Source organism: Agrobacterium sp. ST15.13.013 (assembly GCF_027956525.1).
Classification (GTDB): domain Bacteria; phylum Pseudomonadota; class Alphaproteobacteria; order Rhizobiales; family Rhizobiaceae; genus Agrobacterium; species Agrobacterium salinitolerans.
This window is the reverse complement of sequence record NZ_JAQKGP010000012.1, coordinates 17,456-33,229: the sequence shown is the minus strand read 5'-3', so window position 1 is coordinate 33,229 and position 15,774 is coordinate 17,456. Positions and strand designations below refer to the sequence as shown.

Here is a 15,774-nt window from a genome sequence, read left to right as displayed (position 1 = left end):
CAGCGACGTATATTGCGCCCTCAAATCAATCGGCCTGACAAGACCGATGCCGCTTGTCCGGAAGACGGCCCAGCTGGAATTCCCAACATCGACTTTTGGGGACTTGTGTTCGATAGCGCTTTTTACTATCTTTTTCTAGTCAGTTAAATGACGAAATAGAAATTTCCCAATAGGTTGAGAGGGACGTCTTTATGGCTACAAAAACGGCATTGACGGATATTGATGCTCAAATCGAGAGGCTCCGGGAAAGAAGAAAAACATTAATAGCTAAATCGGCCGATCGTTTTGCGCGTGCGGCGACGAAATCGGGATTGGCAGAGATGGAGATCGCTGACGAGGAGGTCGATCGCATCGTCGAGGAGATGGCGTCGCGATTTCGCAACGGCGCAAAGACGCAATCTGCTGGCGCACCGGCTTCGCCGCGTGGACAGGCAAGTGGCGGGACTGGAGCGGAAACGGCGGTTCCTCATGACAGCTGATCGAAAGAGGGAGGCGAGAGAAAAGTTCTTGCTTGGTGGCATTGTTGTGCGTGCGGGCCTGTCGAACGCCGATCGGGCTTTCCTTCTAGGCGGGCTTCTCGAAATGACGCGGGTCGCGCCGGGGACACCTGAACATCGGCGTCTGTGCGATATCGGGGAGCTCGCCTTCAGAGCTGCAGCATCAAACGGCGGTTTGGAACGCTTTGCAAAGGCGCCGGAATGAAGGGGAAGGCCAGACTGCATCCGAGCCTGTTGCTTATCATCGTTCCCATCGTCGTCACCGGCTTTTCCTTTTATGTCTCCCACTGGCGTTGGCCTGAATTGGCGAACGGCATCACCGGCAAGACGCAATACTGGTTTCTGCGCGCGTCACCGTTGCCGGTCCTGTTGTTGGGGCCGCTGGCTGGATTGCTGGCGGTCTGGGTGCTGCCCCTCCATCGGCGAAGGCCCGTGGCATTGGCGAGCTTTCTCTGCTTTCTCCTGATGGCAGGCTTTTACGGGCTACGCGAGTTCGGGCGGCTTCTGCCGTCCGTAGAAAGCGGCGTCTTGACCTGGGATCGGGCACTGTCATTCGTGGACATGATTGCGCTCGTCGGCACAGCGATGGGGTTCATGGTGGTCGCGGTCGCGGCCCGTATCTCAAGCATCGTGCCCGAACGGGTGCCGCGCGCCAGGCGCGGAACGTTCGGAGATGCCGACTGGCTACCGATGTCGGCGGCGGCAAGGCTGTTTCCCGATGACGGCGAGATTGTCATAGGTGAGCGCTACAGGGTCGACAAGGAGCTCGTCCATGAGCTGCCGTTCGATCCGAACGATCCAGCCACCTGGGGACGTGGCGGTAGAGCACCTCTGCTCACCTACGCCCAGGATTTCGATTCGACCCACATGCTTTTCTTCGCGGGCTCTGGGGGCTTTAAGACCACCAGCAATGTCGTGCCGACAGCGCTCCGATATAGGGGCCCGCTCATTTGTCTGGATCCGTCCACCGAGGTGGCCCCGATGGTCGTTGACCACCGCAGAGATAAACTCGACCGAGAGGTCGTTGTGCTCGATCCAGCAAATCCGGTCATGGGATTTAACGTGCTGGACGGCATCGAGCATTCGCTGAAAAAGGAAGAGGATATCGTCGGCATCGCGCACATGTTGCTCTCGGAAAGCGTGCGCTTTGAGAGCTCGACCGGTTCATTTTTCCAAAACCAGGCGCACAACCTCCTGACCGGGCTGTTGGCGCATGTCATGCTGTCGCCGGAGTTCGCTGGCCGGCGAAACTTGCGGAGCCTTCGCCAGATCGTCTCCGAACCTGAGACATCGGTGCTTGCCATGTTGCGAGATGTACAGGAACACTCCAGGTCTGCCTTCATTCGCGAAACGCTCGGCGTCTTCGTTAACATGACCGAGCAGACATTTTCAGGCGTCTATTCGACGGCATCGAAAGATACGCAATGGCTGTCGCTCGACAATTACGCGGCACTTGTTTGCGGCAACACGTTCAAATCGAGCGAGATCGCCGGTGGAAAGAAAGACGTCTTTATAAACATCCCGGCGTCTATCCTGCGGTCCTATCCTGGTATTGGACGGGTGATCATCGGCTCGCTCATCAATGCGATGATCGAGGCGGATGGCGCGTTCACGAGACGGGCGCTGTTCGCATTGGACGAGGTCGACCTGCTTGGTTACATGCGCGTGCTTGAAGAGGCGCGCGACCGCGGTCGCAAGTATGGCGTCAGCATGATGCTGATGTACCAGTCCGTCGGACAGTTGGAACGGCACTTCGGAAAAGACGGTGCGGTGTCGTGGATCGACGGTTGCGCTTTCGTAAGCTACGCAGCGATCAAGGCGCTGGATACAGCCCGCAACGTCTCAGCCCAATGCGGAGAGATGACTGTCGAAGTCAAAGGCAGTTCTCGCAATCTCGGCTGGGGTACGAAGAACAGCGCATCGCGCAAATCCGAAAGCATCAATTTCCAGCGCCGTCCGCTGATCATGCCACACGAAATCACACAATCGATGCGCAAGGACGAGCAGATCATTATCGTCCAGGGCCACAGTCCGCTCCGCTGCGGGCGGGCGATCTATTTCAGGCGGAAGGACATGGATATGCAGGCCAGGCCCAACCGGTTTGCCAAGCAGGGACCTTGACGGCTCAGGCGTTTTTTTGCCGGACGCATTCGGCTCCTGTTGGCCATTTTGTTTCCTTCATCAGCACCAGTGACGCGCCGACAGCATGTCGTACCTCAATCAGGTCGTTTACTCTCGTTGAAGGTTCGGCATGAACCGAGATATTGACGATGTTGCCGGTAAACGCGCCCTGGTGGATCGACTGACCAAAGGAAGCGGGAAACGCCTGCCATCTTTATCAGCCGTGTTCCCCTCGACGGTCGCGCGCGGGCGTATGTTTATATAGAGGCTAGCTTGATCCCGTCAGGATGATCGAGCACCTCCGGCGCGGCAACCTGCATCCATCACAGAAATGAATCGAAGGGGACCTTTCGATTCATAACTCTCGTTGGACCAGATCGTGAGCATCGCCGATCATGCGGGCATGGGTACACATCGCTATCAGCTTTATTGCCAGAGGATCGATGCCAACAGGAACATGGCCCGATACTACGCGCTTGCGATCCGGCCAACCCTTTTTGGAGAAATAGCCGTGGTGCGAAGCTGGGGACGGATCGGCAAGGCGGGCGGGGAGATGACCGAGGTGTTCGGCAACGAGAAGGACGCGATATCGCGCTTTCTCGAATTGTTGCTTAAGAAGCGGAAAAGGGGCTATCAACTGGCAAGATGTTGTGGAAAGCCCGGCACGAGCGCCACTCTGATGACATCGCCGCATGACAACATAACGATCGCCTGAAAGGGTTTCTCGGTCTTTAACGAGGAAACCGTCATGACCACAACCAATGAAATAGCTGACAAGATCGCATCCGAACAGAACCTGACCAAAGCCCAGGCGAAAGCGATCGTCGAAACCGTCTTCGCTTCGATCACGACGGCCGCCACGTCGGGAGCCGAAACATCCATCCCTGGGTTTGGCAAGTTCAAGATCAAGGATACCCCGGAGCGTGAGGCTCGCAATCCGGCGACCGGCGCCACCATTAAGGTCGCCGCTGCGAAGAAGCTCACATTCCAGCCCGCCAAAGCATTGAAAGATGTGCTGAACAAGTAGGCCGCGCTGCGGCAAGCGGATCCAAAAGGAGAGCCGCCAAAGCTGCTCCCGGGGCAGTGCCGTCAGCACTGCCTGCCTTCACGCTCAAAGCTGATCGTGATCTGGTTGGCAATCGGGCAGTGGCGGCTACACTGTGGCTGTACGACGCCCTCAGAAGAGCGGCACGGCGTCAACGGAACAGTCCTGCTCGGCCATGATGACGCCCAATTCGGCCAGCACCAGCTACGCGGCAATCTTGCGCCGCTCGTCAAGGTGCCAATAATCTCGGCGCGTTAACCCGACAGTCAAGTGCATGACGGCTTCCAAAGCTGCTTCATGCCGATATGGGAAAAGGCTCCGCCGGTGGCGGAGCCTCGTGAGGGCGATCAATCCCGGTTCGGGCGGGACCAGATGAGCTGGAGGCCATCTTCGCCTTCGACCTCGGCGAGCGTTGCGTAGATCGGAGCCGGGAAGCTCGGATCGTCGAGCTTGACCGAGAGGTAATCGCGGCCTTGTTCAGAGGTCTTCTGCCAGGCGGCGCCCAGCTCGACGCTACCGGCGTAGACGCGGAACTGTGGGCCCTTGTCGGAGGGGTTTTCGACCCGGGCGATGCGGGCTTTGACGTTGAGGGCGAGAGTGCGGATGGAGCCGGTGAAGCCGTTTTCGGTGGAGGTGAAGGTGCCGATGGTTGCCATTGTCGTATTCCTTTTCTGGTGTTCGGGCCGCGCCCATCGCGGCCTCGATGGCTGTCGAACAGACCTGTGACGATCGGGCCGCACCTGATTAGGCCGGAACGCAGTGGAGGGCGGCAACTGCCACTTTTGTTAGTGGGAGAGGAATGGCGGCGCAGCTGGCAGGGGTAAGAAAAGTGGTCGTGGCCGTTGCGGTAAGACGATCGAGGCGCAGCCGGTCTCCGGTCAGACATGCCTCATCGAGCCCGCAGATGGGTTGCCGGAAACTCTGGCGGGAAGGGATATGGCAATGGCGTTCCGCCGCATTCGCCCTGGATACGAATGACATCCCGCGCCACGCACGCCGGGACCGCTCTCATCGTCTGCTTCATCAGGGGAAAATCGATTCAGCTAACATTGGCGCGCTTGCTGACTGCGCCCGGTGCGATATCGTGCGCTGTCGAATCGCTGCCTGGAGGATCAATGCGTCAGCAGACCAAGCCGTTCATCATCGAGCGCAAACCGTCCCGCAAACCCAAGCCCGACACTGCAAAACCGTCGATCTGGGGAAGGCTGGATGCTGACATTGCACAAGGTCTCAAGAACCAACATGATGCGGATCACGCAGCCGCCACCGGTGGTGACGACCGCGCTTGAAGCTCAGGCCGCAGCTTTCACATCCGTTTCCGGCTGCAGCGAATGCAGAAAGCTCACAGCGCGTTGCGCATGGGCAGCCGCCTGGAAAATCGCCCGCTTGTCATTGGCCAGCACAGAGAGCCACGACTGCAGATAGGAAGCGTGATCCGCTCGTGGCTCAAGCTCCGGAGCGATGCCAAGGTCGGCGCAGAGGAAGCAACTGCCAAGTTCGGCAATGAGTTCTTCCCGTGCCCGCTCTGTCCGGTCTTTCGCATAGCGTGACAAGTCTCGTCCGACGCGATGCTCCGCCGCCGTCCAGTGGGTTGCCTCATGACTGAGGACAGCCGCGTATCCGGCGGCATCGCGAAACGCCTCGAACGGTGGCATCTGGATATAATCCATGACCGGAGAATAGTAGGCCTGGTTGCCGCCGTGCCGGATGACGGCGCCGGTATTGCGGAAGAAGCGATCGGCGCTCTCGATCCGTTCGATCGGATCAACGACATTGGCGGGCGGCGCATGATAGCTGTCGGGCAGACCGTCGATTTGCTCCACATTGAACACCGAATAGGCTTTCAGGAACGGGATCTCCCGGTCGACCTCGTTACCGTTTCCGTCCGCTTCGGACTTGGTGAAACGGCTGGCGAAGACGACGGTCGAGCCGGTTTCGCCCTTGCGCACAGCCCCTCCCAGTTCAAGCGCCTGCTTGAACGTCATCCACATTGAGGAGGCAAAGCCGCGCGATATCTGCTCGGACCATAGGAGGAGCACGTTCATGCCTGAATAGGGAAGGCCATTGTGGCGCACGGGCCGGCTAATACGGGCAGCGGTGTTGGTGGCGCTCCACGGTTTCATCCAGGGACGGACTCCCTTTTCCAGATCCTCGACGATCCGATCGGTGATCCGCGTGTAGATGTCCAATCGGTCCGCTTCTGGTTTCTTTGTCATGACTTCTCTCTCCTTTTCTTAAGGCCGCGCCGATCGCGGTCCGTCACGGAGGTCCGAAGTCAGGGGCCGATGGTGTGGCCATGCACCGAAGGCCGTAACATCGTGGAGGACGGCAAAGCCGTTGCATGGGCGCCCGGCTCCTGCAGGACCGCCGAGCGGGACGGGCCGCGATCACCGTGTCCCCAGCTGTATTCTGAACATGAAAAAAGCCGGCGCCTGTGGGGCGCCAGCCTGAAAAGAGGGAAATGGCGGGGTGCGACCCCGCCAAGTATGTCATCCGAGAGCGGCCATCTGAGCCTCGGCCGCTTTGCGGTCGAGCGATGCACCTGGGTTTTCGACCGGCCGGTCGAAGGGCTTCCATGTCTCGCCGACGACCTGCTCGTAGGCGGCCACCGCGCCCTCGGCTGCCATCCGGAGTGCATGGGACTGGACGCCCATATCGGCCGCAAATTCCCGCTTGCGCTGGGCGGCGCTGTCGTAGCCGACAGGACCATCGAGATCCTCGTCTCGGGCATCGTTCGATGCCTTGGCAGTTGCGTCGCGCGCTTCGGTGACGGCGCGGGAGTAGAACTGACCGGCGCCGTGCGCCGAGCCGACGAAGGCTCCAACAATGCGCTGCAGGTGGATCTGCATCGCCTTCTCGCCGAGCCCTTCGGACAGGCTGTCGGCGGTCTCGATGATCAGCCGCTCATGCAGGCTGCGGATACCATCGCTGTCGACGACCGCTGTACCGAAGCTTTCGGCGATCTTGAGCGCCTGGGCGGCATCGGGGCACGAGAGGCGGACCATTTCGATGGTTGCGCCTTTGCGCAGTTGCGAGAGCCGTGCGTTGGAGCGGTTGGGAGTTGTGGGCTTGGCCATATCTGTTCCTTCCTTGACTGCCGAAGCGGTTCCGGCCCGTGCCGGTCTGCCCTTCGATGCGGACGACCAGAACCGGCAAAGGACGGGCGGCTTCACAGGTCCGATCCGGCTGAGCCAGCAGGGCAGGTTTGCGGGCCGGCAGGTGTCCACCTGCTTGGGCCCGCGAGCTTGCCCTCGCGCAATGAGGCTGGATCGGCCGCTCCGCGGCGCGACAGCGGCCTTGAAACGCCCGGCCGCCGGTTCAGACCGCAGCGAACAAGAAGGGCGGTCCGACACGGGCCCGATATCTGTCTCCAGCGGGAAGGAACTGATATGGCCAAGCCCTTCATGCCGCTGACATCGAAGCCCGGCAAGTCCAGCACCTGCACCCTCTTCGCGGGTCTGCCTATGTCGCCAGATGATGCACAGGTCGCTTGTCGCGATGCCTCAGCTCATCGATGACTCATTCTTGCATCGCCAGCCTGCAGGCGATGACGTCGAGCTCGACCCAATGCTCGAAGGTAAGGCGGTCGACGAGCTCCTGATAGTAAATTCGGAGGCCGGATCTTCGGCGATTCCGGCTCCGGGCATTCACCGTCGTCGCCTGTCTTCTGGCGCGCGACACAATCCGCCGTGTCAGACATTCCAGATGCCGCTGGATCTCTCGCCGGGCTACGATTGCTTTCGCCAGCGGTTTCGAAGTGCCGGCGAAGGAAGACGGCCTTGCCGCAGATAAGGAGTCCGTGTTGGTAGCGAACTCCACCCCTGGGAAAGCAGGGGTGGCTTGTGCCATGTTGGACTGGCAGGCGGCGGTCATGCTGCCGCTCGCTGATCGAGCTCTTCGTCGTCAAACACATCCGGATCTTGTAGATCCTCCTGGTCCACAGGCTCATCGATCTGCCCGTCCTGGTCCTCAGCAGGGTCGTCGGCTTGCCCGCCGTCGTTGTCGTGCGGGACCGTGCCGATGGTATCGGCGGAAGAGCTTGCCCGGATCCAGTCGAGCAACTCGTTCGCTGGTGGTGCGAAACGCGCTGACGTATGGACAAAGCGCTCGTTCTGGAAATGCTCGACCAGTGCTGCGCGTGTCTCACGAACCTTTGGACGCGGCTGCACGGACGCCTCGGCGCAAGAGGCCTCCAGAGCCTGACGCGACAGGCACAAGAGGAACTCCTCCGAGCCCATGTTGGGCAAGTAGGCATCTGCGCTGATCGCCTCACCGGCGATGCGCGAAACCATACCGCTGTTCGACATGCCGCGGCGGCACGAGAGAACATCGATCAGGACCGAGCGAACCGCGATCCGAAGCGTGTCCTGATCGAAGGCGAGCCTTCCATGCTCATCGAACAGGGCGACGGCGTGGCGCGAGAAGCGCTTGCCGCCGTAGAAGGTCCCATCTGCACCTGAGTCGACACGGACGTTCTGCCCGGCGAAGGCCAGCACCATCAGCGCCATCAGCATGTCATCCTCGATCGGCGCGCGGCCGAGCGCATCGTGCAGGGCATCGGTGCGGAAATCGCCGATCATGTCATGGCCTTTCTGGGTCACGTCAGGCCGAGCCTTCTGCGTCGTAAATGCACCGGCATCCCCGCCGCCTTCCGCAGTTTCCTCAGCGCTGCCTCCCTTCGGCTTGACCGTTTCAGGCAGGCGGTAATGCACGGTCTGCACCTTGCCATCGCGGTCGAGGTAAAGCGCGGTGTGATCGGACTTGGAGGGTTTCCCGTAGACTTGCGCCGCCTTCTTCGGCAGTTCCGGCTGACCCCAACTGTTAACCTCGACGATAGCGCCGCGCTTCGGCAAGTTACTCGTCATCCATTCATGCTGGGCGCCGAGGAAGCCCTCGACATTCGTTGTGTAGCGACCGTCCTGGTCGGCCGGTGCGAAGAGGTCCTCGACCCATTCGATACCGTAGGCCTGCGCCAGTTCGTCGCCAAAGCTCGCGTCCCTGGCATACATGCGCTTCTTCGTCAGGGCGTTTGCGATCTGCCACCACGGAGCGGTATCGCCTTTCTTCGGCTTATGCGCCTTCCAGACTTCCTTCTGGTCCACTTGGCCAGCGGCCGCGATGATCCGCAACTGCTGCTCAGACGGCATGTCGCCAAGTGCCATCTGTTCGAGCATCGCCGGCAGGACGTTGGCGAGCAGCCGCAGCTTGCGGATCTGACGGACCGGAAGAGCGAGGGCGACGGCAATGGCTTCCTCGGTCCATCCCAGAGCAACGAGACGTTCGATGCCACGCCATTGATCCACGGGATTGAGCGCCTCGCGGACGCTGTTTTCGACCATCGAGCGCATGGCGCCGTTGTCGTTGGCAGCATCGACGACGAGGATTTCGATTTCTTCCAGTCCGGCGGCGATGGCCAGCCGCACTCGGCGATGGCCAGCGTCGATGATATAGCCGTTTCCACCACCCGTTTCCGGGGCGACCACCGGCGGCTGCACGATGCCGACGGCCTTGATCGTCGCCAGCATCAGTGCATCCGCCTGCGGCGACGACTTCGTTTGGCGCATCCGGTCGGGGTTTTCCTTCAGCGCGCGCGGGTCAACCTTCATGATCTGCATGGGATTTATCCTTTCGGAGGTTCCGGACCGGCGCCATGCCAGCCCTTCCTGTCTTCATTTTTTCTCGAAGACACCTCCCCGGACCGCCGAGCGGCCGGACTGCCGCAACTGCGGCCGAGCATCCCTGCTGGGAAGGGCAAGCGGGGCTAACAACCCTGCGCAGGACAATCAGCCGGGATGGCGCAGGCAGCGGTTGAGCGCTAGCGTCGGCAGGAGGACCGATCTGCGACCGGTTCATCCTCCAATTTTCTTTTTCTCAAATCCTCATCTCCCAATTCGAGCCGAAGCTCGACGACCGGAGAATGCTGGCGGCCGCCATACTTTGAGGATGGGACTAGTTTCGGCGCCCAAGAAGGGCCAGCCCATCGGCAAGCATGCGCTTCAAGATCAGTTTCCTGCTCTCCGGTGCGGCAAAGGCAGGCTCTGGGATAACAGTAGCAGGCGATGGATTTGCGGCTTCGGACCTCGAAACCGATGGCTCTTTTACCGCTGCAGCGACAACGATATGCGTGATCGTTGTTTCATCTGATTTGACCGAAACGGTGACCTGTCCACCGGAGCGGAGGCGGTCAACGCCTGTTTGAGCGGCCTCCTGCTCATCTTGAGCTTCGACCAGTGATATTTGCGTCACCAAGTAATATGGCATGTGCCCCTGCGATGTGCTTTTGCTGCGAATCTCATCCGCAAAGCGGTTGCGGTCAAGGTGAAGCTCCTCATTTGCGGTTGCCCCGAGACAAAAAAGGCGCTCGACCCGTGAGGGGAGCGCCTTCTTCTCTATCCCAGGACAACGTCAAACGCCGCGGCGATTGCAGCGAGCAGGACATCGTCTCATCGGGAAGTGATGTTCAGATATTGTTGGCGAAAGGCAATTTCAAGTCGCAGCCCAGAACATCAACTGTTAGATCTTTTCGCTCATCAGGAATGCCAGGCAAACATCATGACCACAAATACCGAGACCCGGAGAACCATCGCGCAACGAGTAATTGATCGGGCGGCAGCGCGCGGTACGCCGGTCGACGCTGATCCAGCGTTCCTCGCCGCGGTGGAGGAATGGGTCCGGGGAGATTTGGACATGAAGGCCATGCGCGACCGGTACCTAGAAATAATCGCTCTTCAAGCTGCCGACCGGAGGGGCCTACGCACAACTGGCCTCGGCAAAAATCTTTTAGGTTCCTTGGCCGACGCGAACGAAGAATAAAAAAAATGGGCCTGCGGAAAACCGCGGCCCATGAAGTGTGGAGATCTAAACCTCCAGAGGGGAACAGCTGCTGCGACGGAACTGGGAGGTGACCGTCATGTGCATCAGCTGTAGGCGTTATGCCTTAGTTTTGATCAGCTGGAAAACATTTATTGTGCAACGCAGCTATGCAGCCGCCGTGACGGTCTCGTTGTCTAGGTCTGCCGCCAGTTGAGCTTCGATTGTTCGCAGCGTCAGACGCTTTTCCTTGAGGTCGTCTGCGAACGCGAAAGCGCCTCCGTCACGGGAACGGTAGGAAACCAATCGCCGCTCGGCCTCTTCCAGACGCCGGCGATGCTGGCGCTGCTCCTCATCGAAGCCGCTGAGAGCGTGTTCGAGCCGCGATATGGCGCCGAGCGGCGTGACCGTGATCGCCAGATCAATCTCGTAGTCTGCGCCGGTGCGCTGGAGCAACGTCTCGTAACGGTAACCGTCGCCCTTGCCGATCCGCTCACCATCGTAGGCGAGATCGAAGCCGCCGATCGTCGCCAGATGCCCCTCGCCTTCCTGCTGCAACTGCAGAAGCGTGAGGATCTCTTTCATCAGCGCGCGGCCTGCTTCCTTGCGCTCGGCATATTCCTGTCCGAGCACCGTCATGGCGAAGGCATCGCCAGCGGTCGGCCGGAGGCGCGCGATGTCCTGGCCGATCTCGTCGATCCGCCGGGCCGATATCTCGATCTCACGCTCGGCATCACGCATCTGCCGACGAACGGCATACTGATCGTCTTCGTGGGCAGCGCGCAGCCGCTCGAGCCGCGCGATGTCAGCTTCCAGTCCGGCCTTCTGCATCAGCCGCTCATCGCCGGAAGCGATCGCCTTGGCCATGGCGAACTGGTTAGCCGCCCCTTCGCTGACATCCTCCAGCCGCCGGATCGAGGTGTCGCCCGACAAGGCGGCAGCGATGAATCGCGCCTTGCGCTCATTGTTCTGCCACATGGAGGCGTCCAGCGAGCCTTCCGTGGCATAGGCGTAGATATCGACCTCCTCATGCTGGTTGCCCTGGCGGACGATCCGTCCTTCGCGCTGTTCGATCTGCGACGGCAGCCATGGAACGTCGAGGTGGTGGAGTGCTTTCAGCCGGAGCTGGGCGTTAACGCCGGTGCCCATCGTCTCGGACGAACCGATGAGAAAGCGGACCTTGCCTGCGCGGACATCGCCGAACAGCCGCTGCTTGGCCTCCGTCTTCTTGTAGTCCTGCATGAAGGCGATCTCGGATGCCGGCACGCCGAGGCGGATCAGCTCATCGCGGATGAAGCGATAGGCGGAGAAGCCGCGCGACTTCTCGACATTGATCGTGCCGAGATCGGAAAAGATCATCTGCGCGGCGCCCGGCAGATCAAAATCCTTGCCATCGGGGCGACGATAGATGGCCTTGGCCGTCTCCTTCCAGATCCGATGGGCATTGCGGACAAGCAGATTGAGCTTGTTGTCCGGCTCGTTCTCGGCCGCCGGCATGACGAAGCGCAGGTCGATGGCGGCGTGGCGCCCATCGGTGATGACGGAGAGCAGGATGTCGTCACCCGGCTTGGCCGGTCCCTCTCGCTGCTCGATCGCCTTGATCCGGCCGTCGAGCATCTGCTGATAGGTCTTGAACAGAGCAGTCGGTTTGGCCGTCAGGATCTGCCGACGCCCCGTCGAGATATCAGGCACCTTCACATATTTCCGGAGATCCTCCGGCATGACGACATCCGCGAACGAGCGGAACATGGCGATGAGTTCAGGCACATTGACGAAGGAGGCGAAGCGGCTGACCGGCTTGTATTTGCCGGACGGCTGGATTTCGAGTTCTGTCGTCGTGTCGCCGAAGCAGGATGCCCAGGCATCGAATTCGTGCAGCCCGCGTTCAGCGAGAGCCGCATGGCCGAGCAGGCGCTGGATGGAGAACATTTCCCCAAGCGAGTTGGTGATCGGCGTGCCGGAGGCCAGAACCAGCGCGCGGCCGGGGTTCTTCGTCTCGATATAGCGGGACTTCACATAGAGATCCCAGGCGCGCTGCGAGCCGTTCGGGTCGATCCCCTTCAGCGTCGACATGTTGGTGGCAAACGACAGTTTTCGGAATTCCTGCGCCTCGTCGACAACGATCTGGTCGACACCAATCTCCGAGATCGTCAGAAGATCGTCTTTGCGTGTGGCGAGACCCTCAAGCCGCTCCTGCAATCCTTCCTTCAGCCGCTCGAGGCGCTTGCGCGAGACGCGGTCCTCGCTGTCGACCTTGGTCAGCAGATCCTCGTAGAGCTGCACTTCGTCCTGGATCATCTGTTGCTCGAACGCCGAGGGCACGGCAATGAACCGGAAGGCCGAATGCGTGATGATGATCGCATCCCAGGTGGCCGTGGCCGCCCGCGACAGGAAGCGGGTGCGCTTGTCCTTGGTGAAGTTCGTCTCGTCGGCGACCAAAATGCGGGCATTCGGATAGAGGCCTAAGAACTCGCGTGCGGCCTGGGCCAGGCAATGGCCGGGCACGACCAGCATCGCCTTGGCGATCAGCCCCAGCCGGCGCTGTTCCATGATCGCCGCGGCAAAAGTCATGGTCTTGCCGGCACCGACGGCGTGGGCCAGATAGGTCGAGCCATCGGAGATGATCCGCCAGATGCCGCGTTTCTGGTGTCCGTACAAATTAAAGGCGCCAGAGGCGCCGGGTAGCTTCAGATGCGAGCCGTCGAATTTGCGCGGCGCGATATTGTTGAAGCGGTCATTGTAATCGCGGGCCAGCCGGTCGGTACGATCGGGATCGGACCAGACCCAATCCTGGAAGGACTGCTTGATCCTCTGCAACTTGTCACGCGCGGCCTCGGTATCGACGACATTAAGGACCCGGCGCTCGCCATCGACATCCTTGAAGACGTCGAAGATCTGCGGGACGCGGCTGTTCAGGGCGTCGGCAAGCAAGTCCCCGGCATGGCGGCGGCTCGTTCCCCATTCTGAGGTTCCGGCGGCGCTGTAACCAAGCTGTCGGGCCTCGACCGTCCAGGAGCCGAGTTCCGGCATATGGTGGATGCGGATGTCGACTCCCATCTTCTCTTTGACGAAGGCCACGACGTCGGAAGCCGGGATCCAGGGTGCGCCGAGGCGGGCGGTGATGTCTGATGGGCGAAGATCGGCCGGCTGCACATCCTGAAGCGCCCGCACGCTGCGCTCATAGGCCGGATCGAGCTCGACTGCCGCTTGTGCTGCGGCCAGCTTGGTGCGAACAGCCCCGGAGAGATAGGCATCGGCTGTCTGCCAGGATCCGTCGGCCGGATCGCGAAACACTTCACCACCCAGCTCATCGAGCACAGTCGCGGGATCGCTGTGGAGCAGCTCCGCGATGTGGTCGATATCGACATGACCACGCTCATTCAGCACGACGGCGAGTGCATCTGCAGCCGATGTGATCGTCGGCGCTGGGGGCGGCGCAATCACACGTTCGGAAAAAATCGGACCCGGCCTCGCCGTGTCGGTCTCAAGATCATAGTCCTCGATCGAGGCGACCAGCCAGCAGTCGGGATCGTCGCGAAAGGGTGCGAGGTTGGGCTGGCGATGGGTTTCCTTGACCTCACCAGTTTCAGGATCCTCCTGGATGGAGACATCAGTGTGGTTGATCGGCCCGAAATCGCGCACGAAACTCGACCAGGCGATGCGCAGCCGGACTTGGCTGTCACGCCATGGGCGGTCCTGCTCCTGTGCCTTCAACACCTCCCGGACCGCGTCGCGGATCGGGATCAGCTTCGAAATGATCCGGACATGCTTTTCCGAGATCCCATCCCCTGTATGACCCTTTCGCACCGTGACAGGCACGGCAGCTCCATCGAGCATCTGCGTCAGGCCCTTCGACCGGTCGAGGAAGAAGCTGCCCTCGCGGATAGCTCTGTCCCTCGGCTGCAGATCAACGATTCCACCGAGCTCGTCCTCCAGATCGATGTCGATCGGCGTCGGCTCACCGTCGTAGAGATCGGCCGGGAGAAGATCGATCGCAGTGGCGAGGGCGGCTTCCAGATCCTCTCCAGCGCGCGGCAAGCAGGTATAGACTTCGCCGAACGGTCCAGACGTCAGCGCATGCGTTCCGAGCACAAAGCCGGGGTGCCGAGCGAACCACCTGTTGACGCGGATCGCGCCTTCGTCGTCAGATGCCGGCCTGATCTCATCGACATCCAGCCACATCTGATCACCTTCCGGCTCCCCGACCTTGCGCTTGCGGAAGAACAGGATGTCGACGACGACATCCGTGCCGGCGTCCCGGCGAAAGCTGCCCTCGGGCAGGCGGATCGCCGCGATCAGGTCGGCGGACTTGGCGATATGCCCCCGCGCCGTCGTATCGGCCTTGTCCATCGTGCCATGGGAAGTAACGAACGCGGCCAGCGCGCCCGGCTTCAGCAGATCGATCGACCGGGCGATGAAGTAGTCGTGCAGGCGCAGGCCGAGCGACCGATAGTTTCGGTCTGAGCGGACGGTGCGATCGGAGAAGGGCGGATTGCCGACGGCGAGATCGTAGATCGGAGCAAGGTCGGTGCGGGAAAAGTCGCCCTCGATGATCCGGGCCTTCGGCTGCAGCAGCTTGACGATCCGCGCGGTGACGGGATCGAGCTCGACGCCGGTGACGTAGCTGCTGTTTCGATACGCTTCTGGCATCAGCGCGGGGAACAGGCCCGTGCCGATGCCTGGTTCCAGCACGCGGCCGCCGCGCCAGCCAAACCTCTGGATGCCGGCCCAGATCGCCCGGACAATGAACTCTGGCGTGAAATGGGCATACTGGGTGCAGCGGGCCAGCGACGCATAGTCAACTTCGGAAACGGCGGTTTCGAGCGAAGAGCCGAGATCGTCCCAACCTTGGCGGAAATCGACCTCCCCGGGACGGCGGAACATCCCGTTGGCAAGCTCACCGGCGCCGAAGCCGGCGAAACGGATCAGTTGCGCCTGCTCCTTCGGCGTCGCCGGTCGGTCTTGCTTGGCAATGCTGTCCGCAACGAGGATGGCCGCAACATTGGCGCGGGCACGATCCTTCCAGGACGAGGGTAATCCGCGATCGCCGTCGAGATAGAAGTTTGCCCGAAGCCTCGTGGGTCGGGATGGTCCGGCCGCCTCCGAAGGTGCGGATGCCGGCCCTGACGCCGGCGGCGTCGGATCCGGATCGTCATCGTTGGCGGCTTCAGGCGAGAAGCTTCCGAAGGCGGTGACGCCGAGCCCGAGGCCAGACGACAGTGCGGTGTTGCCAAACATGTCGAGCGTGAAGGGATCGTTGCTCATGATAAATTCTCCTTGTGAAGGCGCGCGTCGTCGTCC

The 15,774-nt window shown here is 61.0% G+C and carries 13 protein-coding genes; 7 read left to right on the top strand and 6 right to left on the bottom strand.

Annotation, left to right across the window (positions count from 1 at the left end; genetic code table 11):
• The first annotated feature begins 191 nt into the window (after positions 1 to 191).
• From PL597_RS13735 to PL597_RS13715, 5 genes are all read left to right on the top strand, one after another.
• Entirely contained in the window at positions 192 to 479 is a 288-nt protein-coding gene (locus tag PL597_RS13735; protein ID WP_149148759.1) for a TraC family protein, read from the top strand.
• On the top strand, positions 469 to 702 hold the full coding sequence (locus tag PL597_RS13730) for a conjugal transfer protein TraD (protein WP_149148760.1): 234 nt from the start codon (positions 469 to 471) through the stop codon (positions 700 to 702). Before PL597_RS13735 ends, PL597_RS13730 begins: the two co-directional genes overlap by 11 nt.
• The gene (traG, locus tag PL597_RS13725) at positions 699 to 2,618 is read left to right on the top strand and encodes a Ti-type conjugative transfer system protein TraG (RefSeq protein WP_271365405.1); all 1,920 of its coding nucleotides are present in this window, start codon (positions 699 to 701) and stop codon (positions 2,616 to 2,618) included. Before PL597_RS13730 ends, traG begins: the two co-directional genes overlap by 4 nt.
• A gap of 403 nt (positions 2,619 to 3,021) precedes the next feature.
• Positions 3,022 to 3,333 (top strand): WGR domain-containing protein, encoded by a 312-nt coding sequence (locus tag PL597_RS13720; RefSeq protein ID WP_271365530.1) that lies wholly within the window; start codon positions 3,022 to 3,024, stop codon positions 3,331 to 3,333.
• 33 nt (positions 3,334 to 3,366) lie between these two features.
• Positions 3,367 to 3,645: an HU family DNA-binding protein gene (locus tag PL597_RS13715; protein ID WP_149148762.1), complete on the top strand. Its 279-nt coding sequence runs from the start codon at positions 3,367 to 3,369 to the stop codon at positions 3,643 to 3,645.
• 365 nt (positions 3,646 to 4,010) lie between these two features.
• Here the strand turns inward: PL597_RS13715 and PL597_RS13710 are convergent, their stop codons facing one another.
• On the bottom strand, positions 4,011 to 4,319 hold the full coding sequence (locus PL597_RS13710; RefSeq protein WP_018326263.1) for a DUF736 domain-containing protein: 309 nt from the start codon (positions 4,317 to 4,319) through the stop codon (positions 4,011 to 4,013).
• Positions 4,320 to 4,778: 459 nt separating this feature from the next.
• Here PL597_RS13710 and PL597_RS13705 point away from each other — a divergent pair, with 459 nt between their 5' ends.
• Entirely contained in the window at positions 4,779 to 4,952 is a 174-nt protein-coding gene (locus tag PL597_RS13705) for a hypothetical protein (protein WP_271365402.1), read from the top strand.
• Positions 4,953 to 4,955: 3 nt separating this feature from the next.
• Here the strand turns inward: PL597_RS13705 and PL597_RS13700 are convergent, their stop codons facing one another.
• From PL597_RS13700 to PL597_RS13685, 4 genes are all read right to left on the bottom strand, one after another.
• Positions 4,956 to 5,879, bottom strand: coding sequence for an ArdC family protein (locus PL597_RS13700; RefSeq protein ID WP_271365400.1), 924 nt, complete (start codon positions 5,877 to 5,879; stop codon positions 4,956 to 4,958).
• A gap of 273 nt (positions 5,880 to 6,152) precedes the next feature.
• Positions 6,153 to 6,740: a hypothetical protein gene (locus PL597_RS13695; RefSeq protein WP_271365398.1), complete on the bottom strand. Its 588-nt coding sequence runs from the start codon at positions 6,738 to 6,740 to the stop codon at positions 6,153 to 6,155.
• A 792-nt stretch (positions 6,741 to 7,532) separates the two neighbouring features.
• Entirely contained in the window at positions 7,533 to 9,278 is a 1,746-nt protein-coding gene (locus PL597_RS13690; RefSeq protein WP_271365397.1) for a ParB N-terminal domain-containing protein, read from the bottom strand.
• Between the two features lie 334 nt (positions 9,279 to 9,612).
• Positions 9,613 to 9,924, bottom strand: coding sequence for a hypothetical protein (locus PL597_RS13685; RefSeq protein ID WP_271365396.1), 312 nt, complete (start codon positions 9,922 to 9,924; stop codon positions 9,613 to 9,615).
• Between the two features lie 291 nt (positions 9,925 to 10,215).
• On the opposite strand from PL597_RS13685, the gene PL597_RS13680 reads away from it, so the two are divergent.
• Positions 10,216 to 10,476 (top strand): hypothetical protein, encoded by a 261-nt coding sequence (locus tag PL597_RS13680; protein WP_271365395.1) that lies wholly within the window; start codon positions 10,216 to 10,218, stop codon positions 10,474 to 10,476.
• Between the two features lie 165 nt (positions 10,477 to 10,641).
• Here the strand turns inward: PL597_RS13680 and PL597_RS13675 are convergent, their stop codons facing one another.
• The gene (locus PL597_RS13675) at positions 10,642 to 15,738 is read right to left on the bottom strand and encodes a DEAD/DEAH box helicase family protein (RefSeq protein ID WP_271365394.1); all 5,097 of its coding nucleotides are present in this window, start codon (positions 15,736 to 15,738) and stop codon (positions 10,642 to 10,644) included.
• Positions 15,739 to 15,774: the final 36 nt, after the last annotated feature.

Coding starts and splice junctions, on each gene's coding strand:
- PL597_RS13720 (WP_271365530.1), top strand. CDS start 3,022: ATGGGTACACATCGCTATCAGCTTTATTGCCAGAGGATCGATGCCAAC.
- PL597_RS13730 (WP_149148760.1), top strand. CDS start 469: ATGACAGCTGATCGAAAGAGGGAGGCGAGAGAAAAGTTCTTGCTTGGT.
- PL597_RS13710 (WP_018326263.1), bottom strand. CDS start 4,319: ATGGCAACCATCGGCACCTTCACCTCCACCGAAAACGGCTTCACCGGC.
- PL597_RS13705 (WP_271365402.1), top strand. CDS start 4,779: ATGCGTCAGCAGACCAAGCCGTTCATCATCGAGCGCAAACCGTCCCGC.
- PL597_RS13680 (WP_271365395.1), top strand. CDS start 10,216: ATGACCACAAATACCGAGACCCGGAGAACCATCGCGCAACGAGTAATT.
- traG (WP_271365405.1), top strand. CDS start 699: ATGAAGGGGAAGGCCAGACTGCATCCGAGCCTGTTGCTTATCATCGTT.
- PL597_RS13690 (WP_271365397.1), bottom strand. CDS start 9,278: ATGCAGATCATGAAGGTTGACCCGCGCGCGCTGAAGGAAAACCCCGAC.
- PL597_RS13735 (WP_149148759.1), top strand. CDS start 192: ATGGCTACAAAAACGGCATTGACGGATATTGATGCTCAAATCGAGAGG.
- PL597_RS13695 (WP_271365398.1), bottom strand. CDS start 6,740: ATGGCCAAGCCCACAACTCCCAACCGCTCCAACGCACGGCTCTCGCAA.
- PL597_RS13700 (WP_271365400.1), bottom strand. CDS start 5,879: ATGACAAAGAAACCAGAAGCGGACCGATTGGACATCTACACGCGGATC.
- PL597_RS13685 (WP_271365396.1), bottom strand. CDS start 9,924: ATGCCATATTACTTGGTGACGCAAATATCACTGGTCGAAGCTCAAGAT.
- PL597_RS13715 (WP_149148762.1), top strand. CDS start 3,367: ATGACCACAACCAATGAAATAGCTGACAAGATCGCATCCGAACAGAAC.
- PL597_RS13675 (WP_271365394.1), bottom strand. CDS start 15,738: ATGAGCAACGATCCCTTCACGCTCGACATGTTTGGCAACACCGCACTG.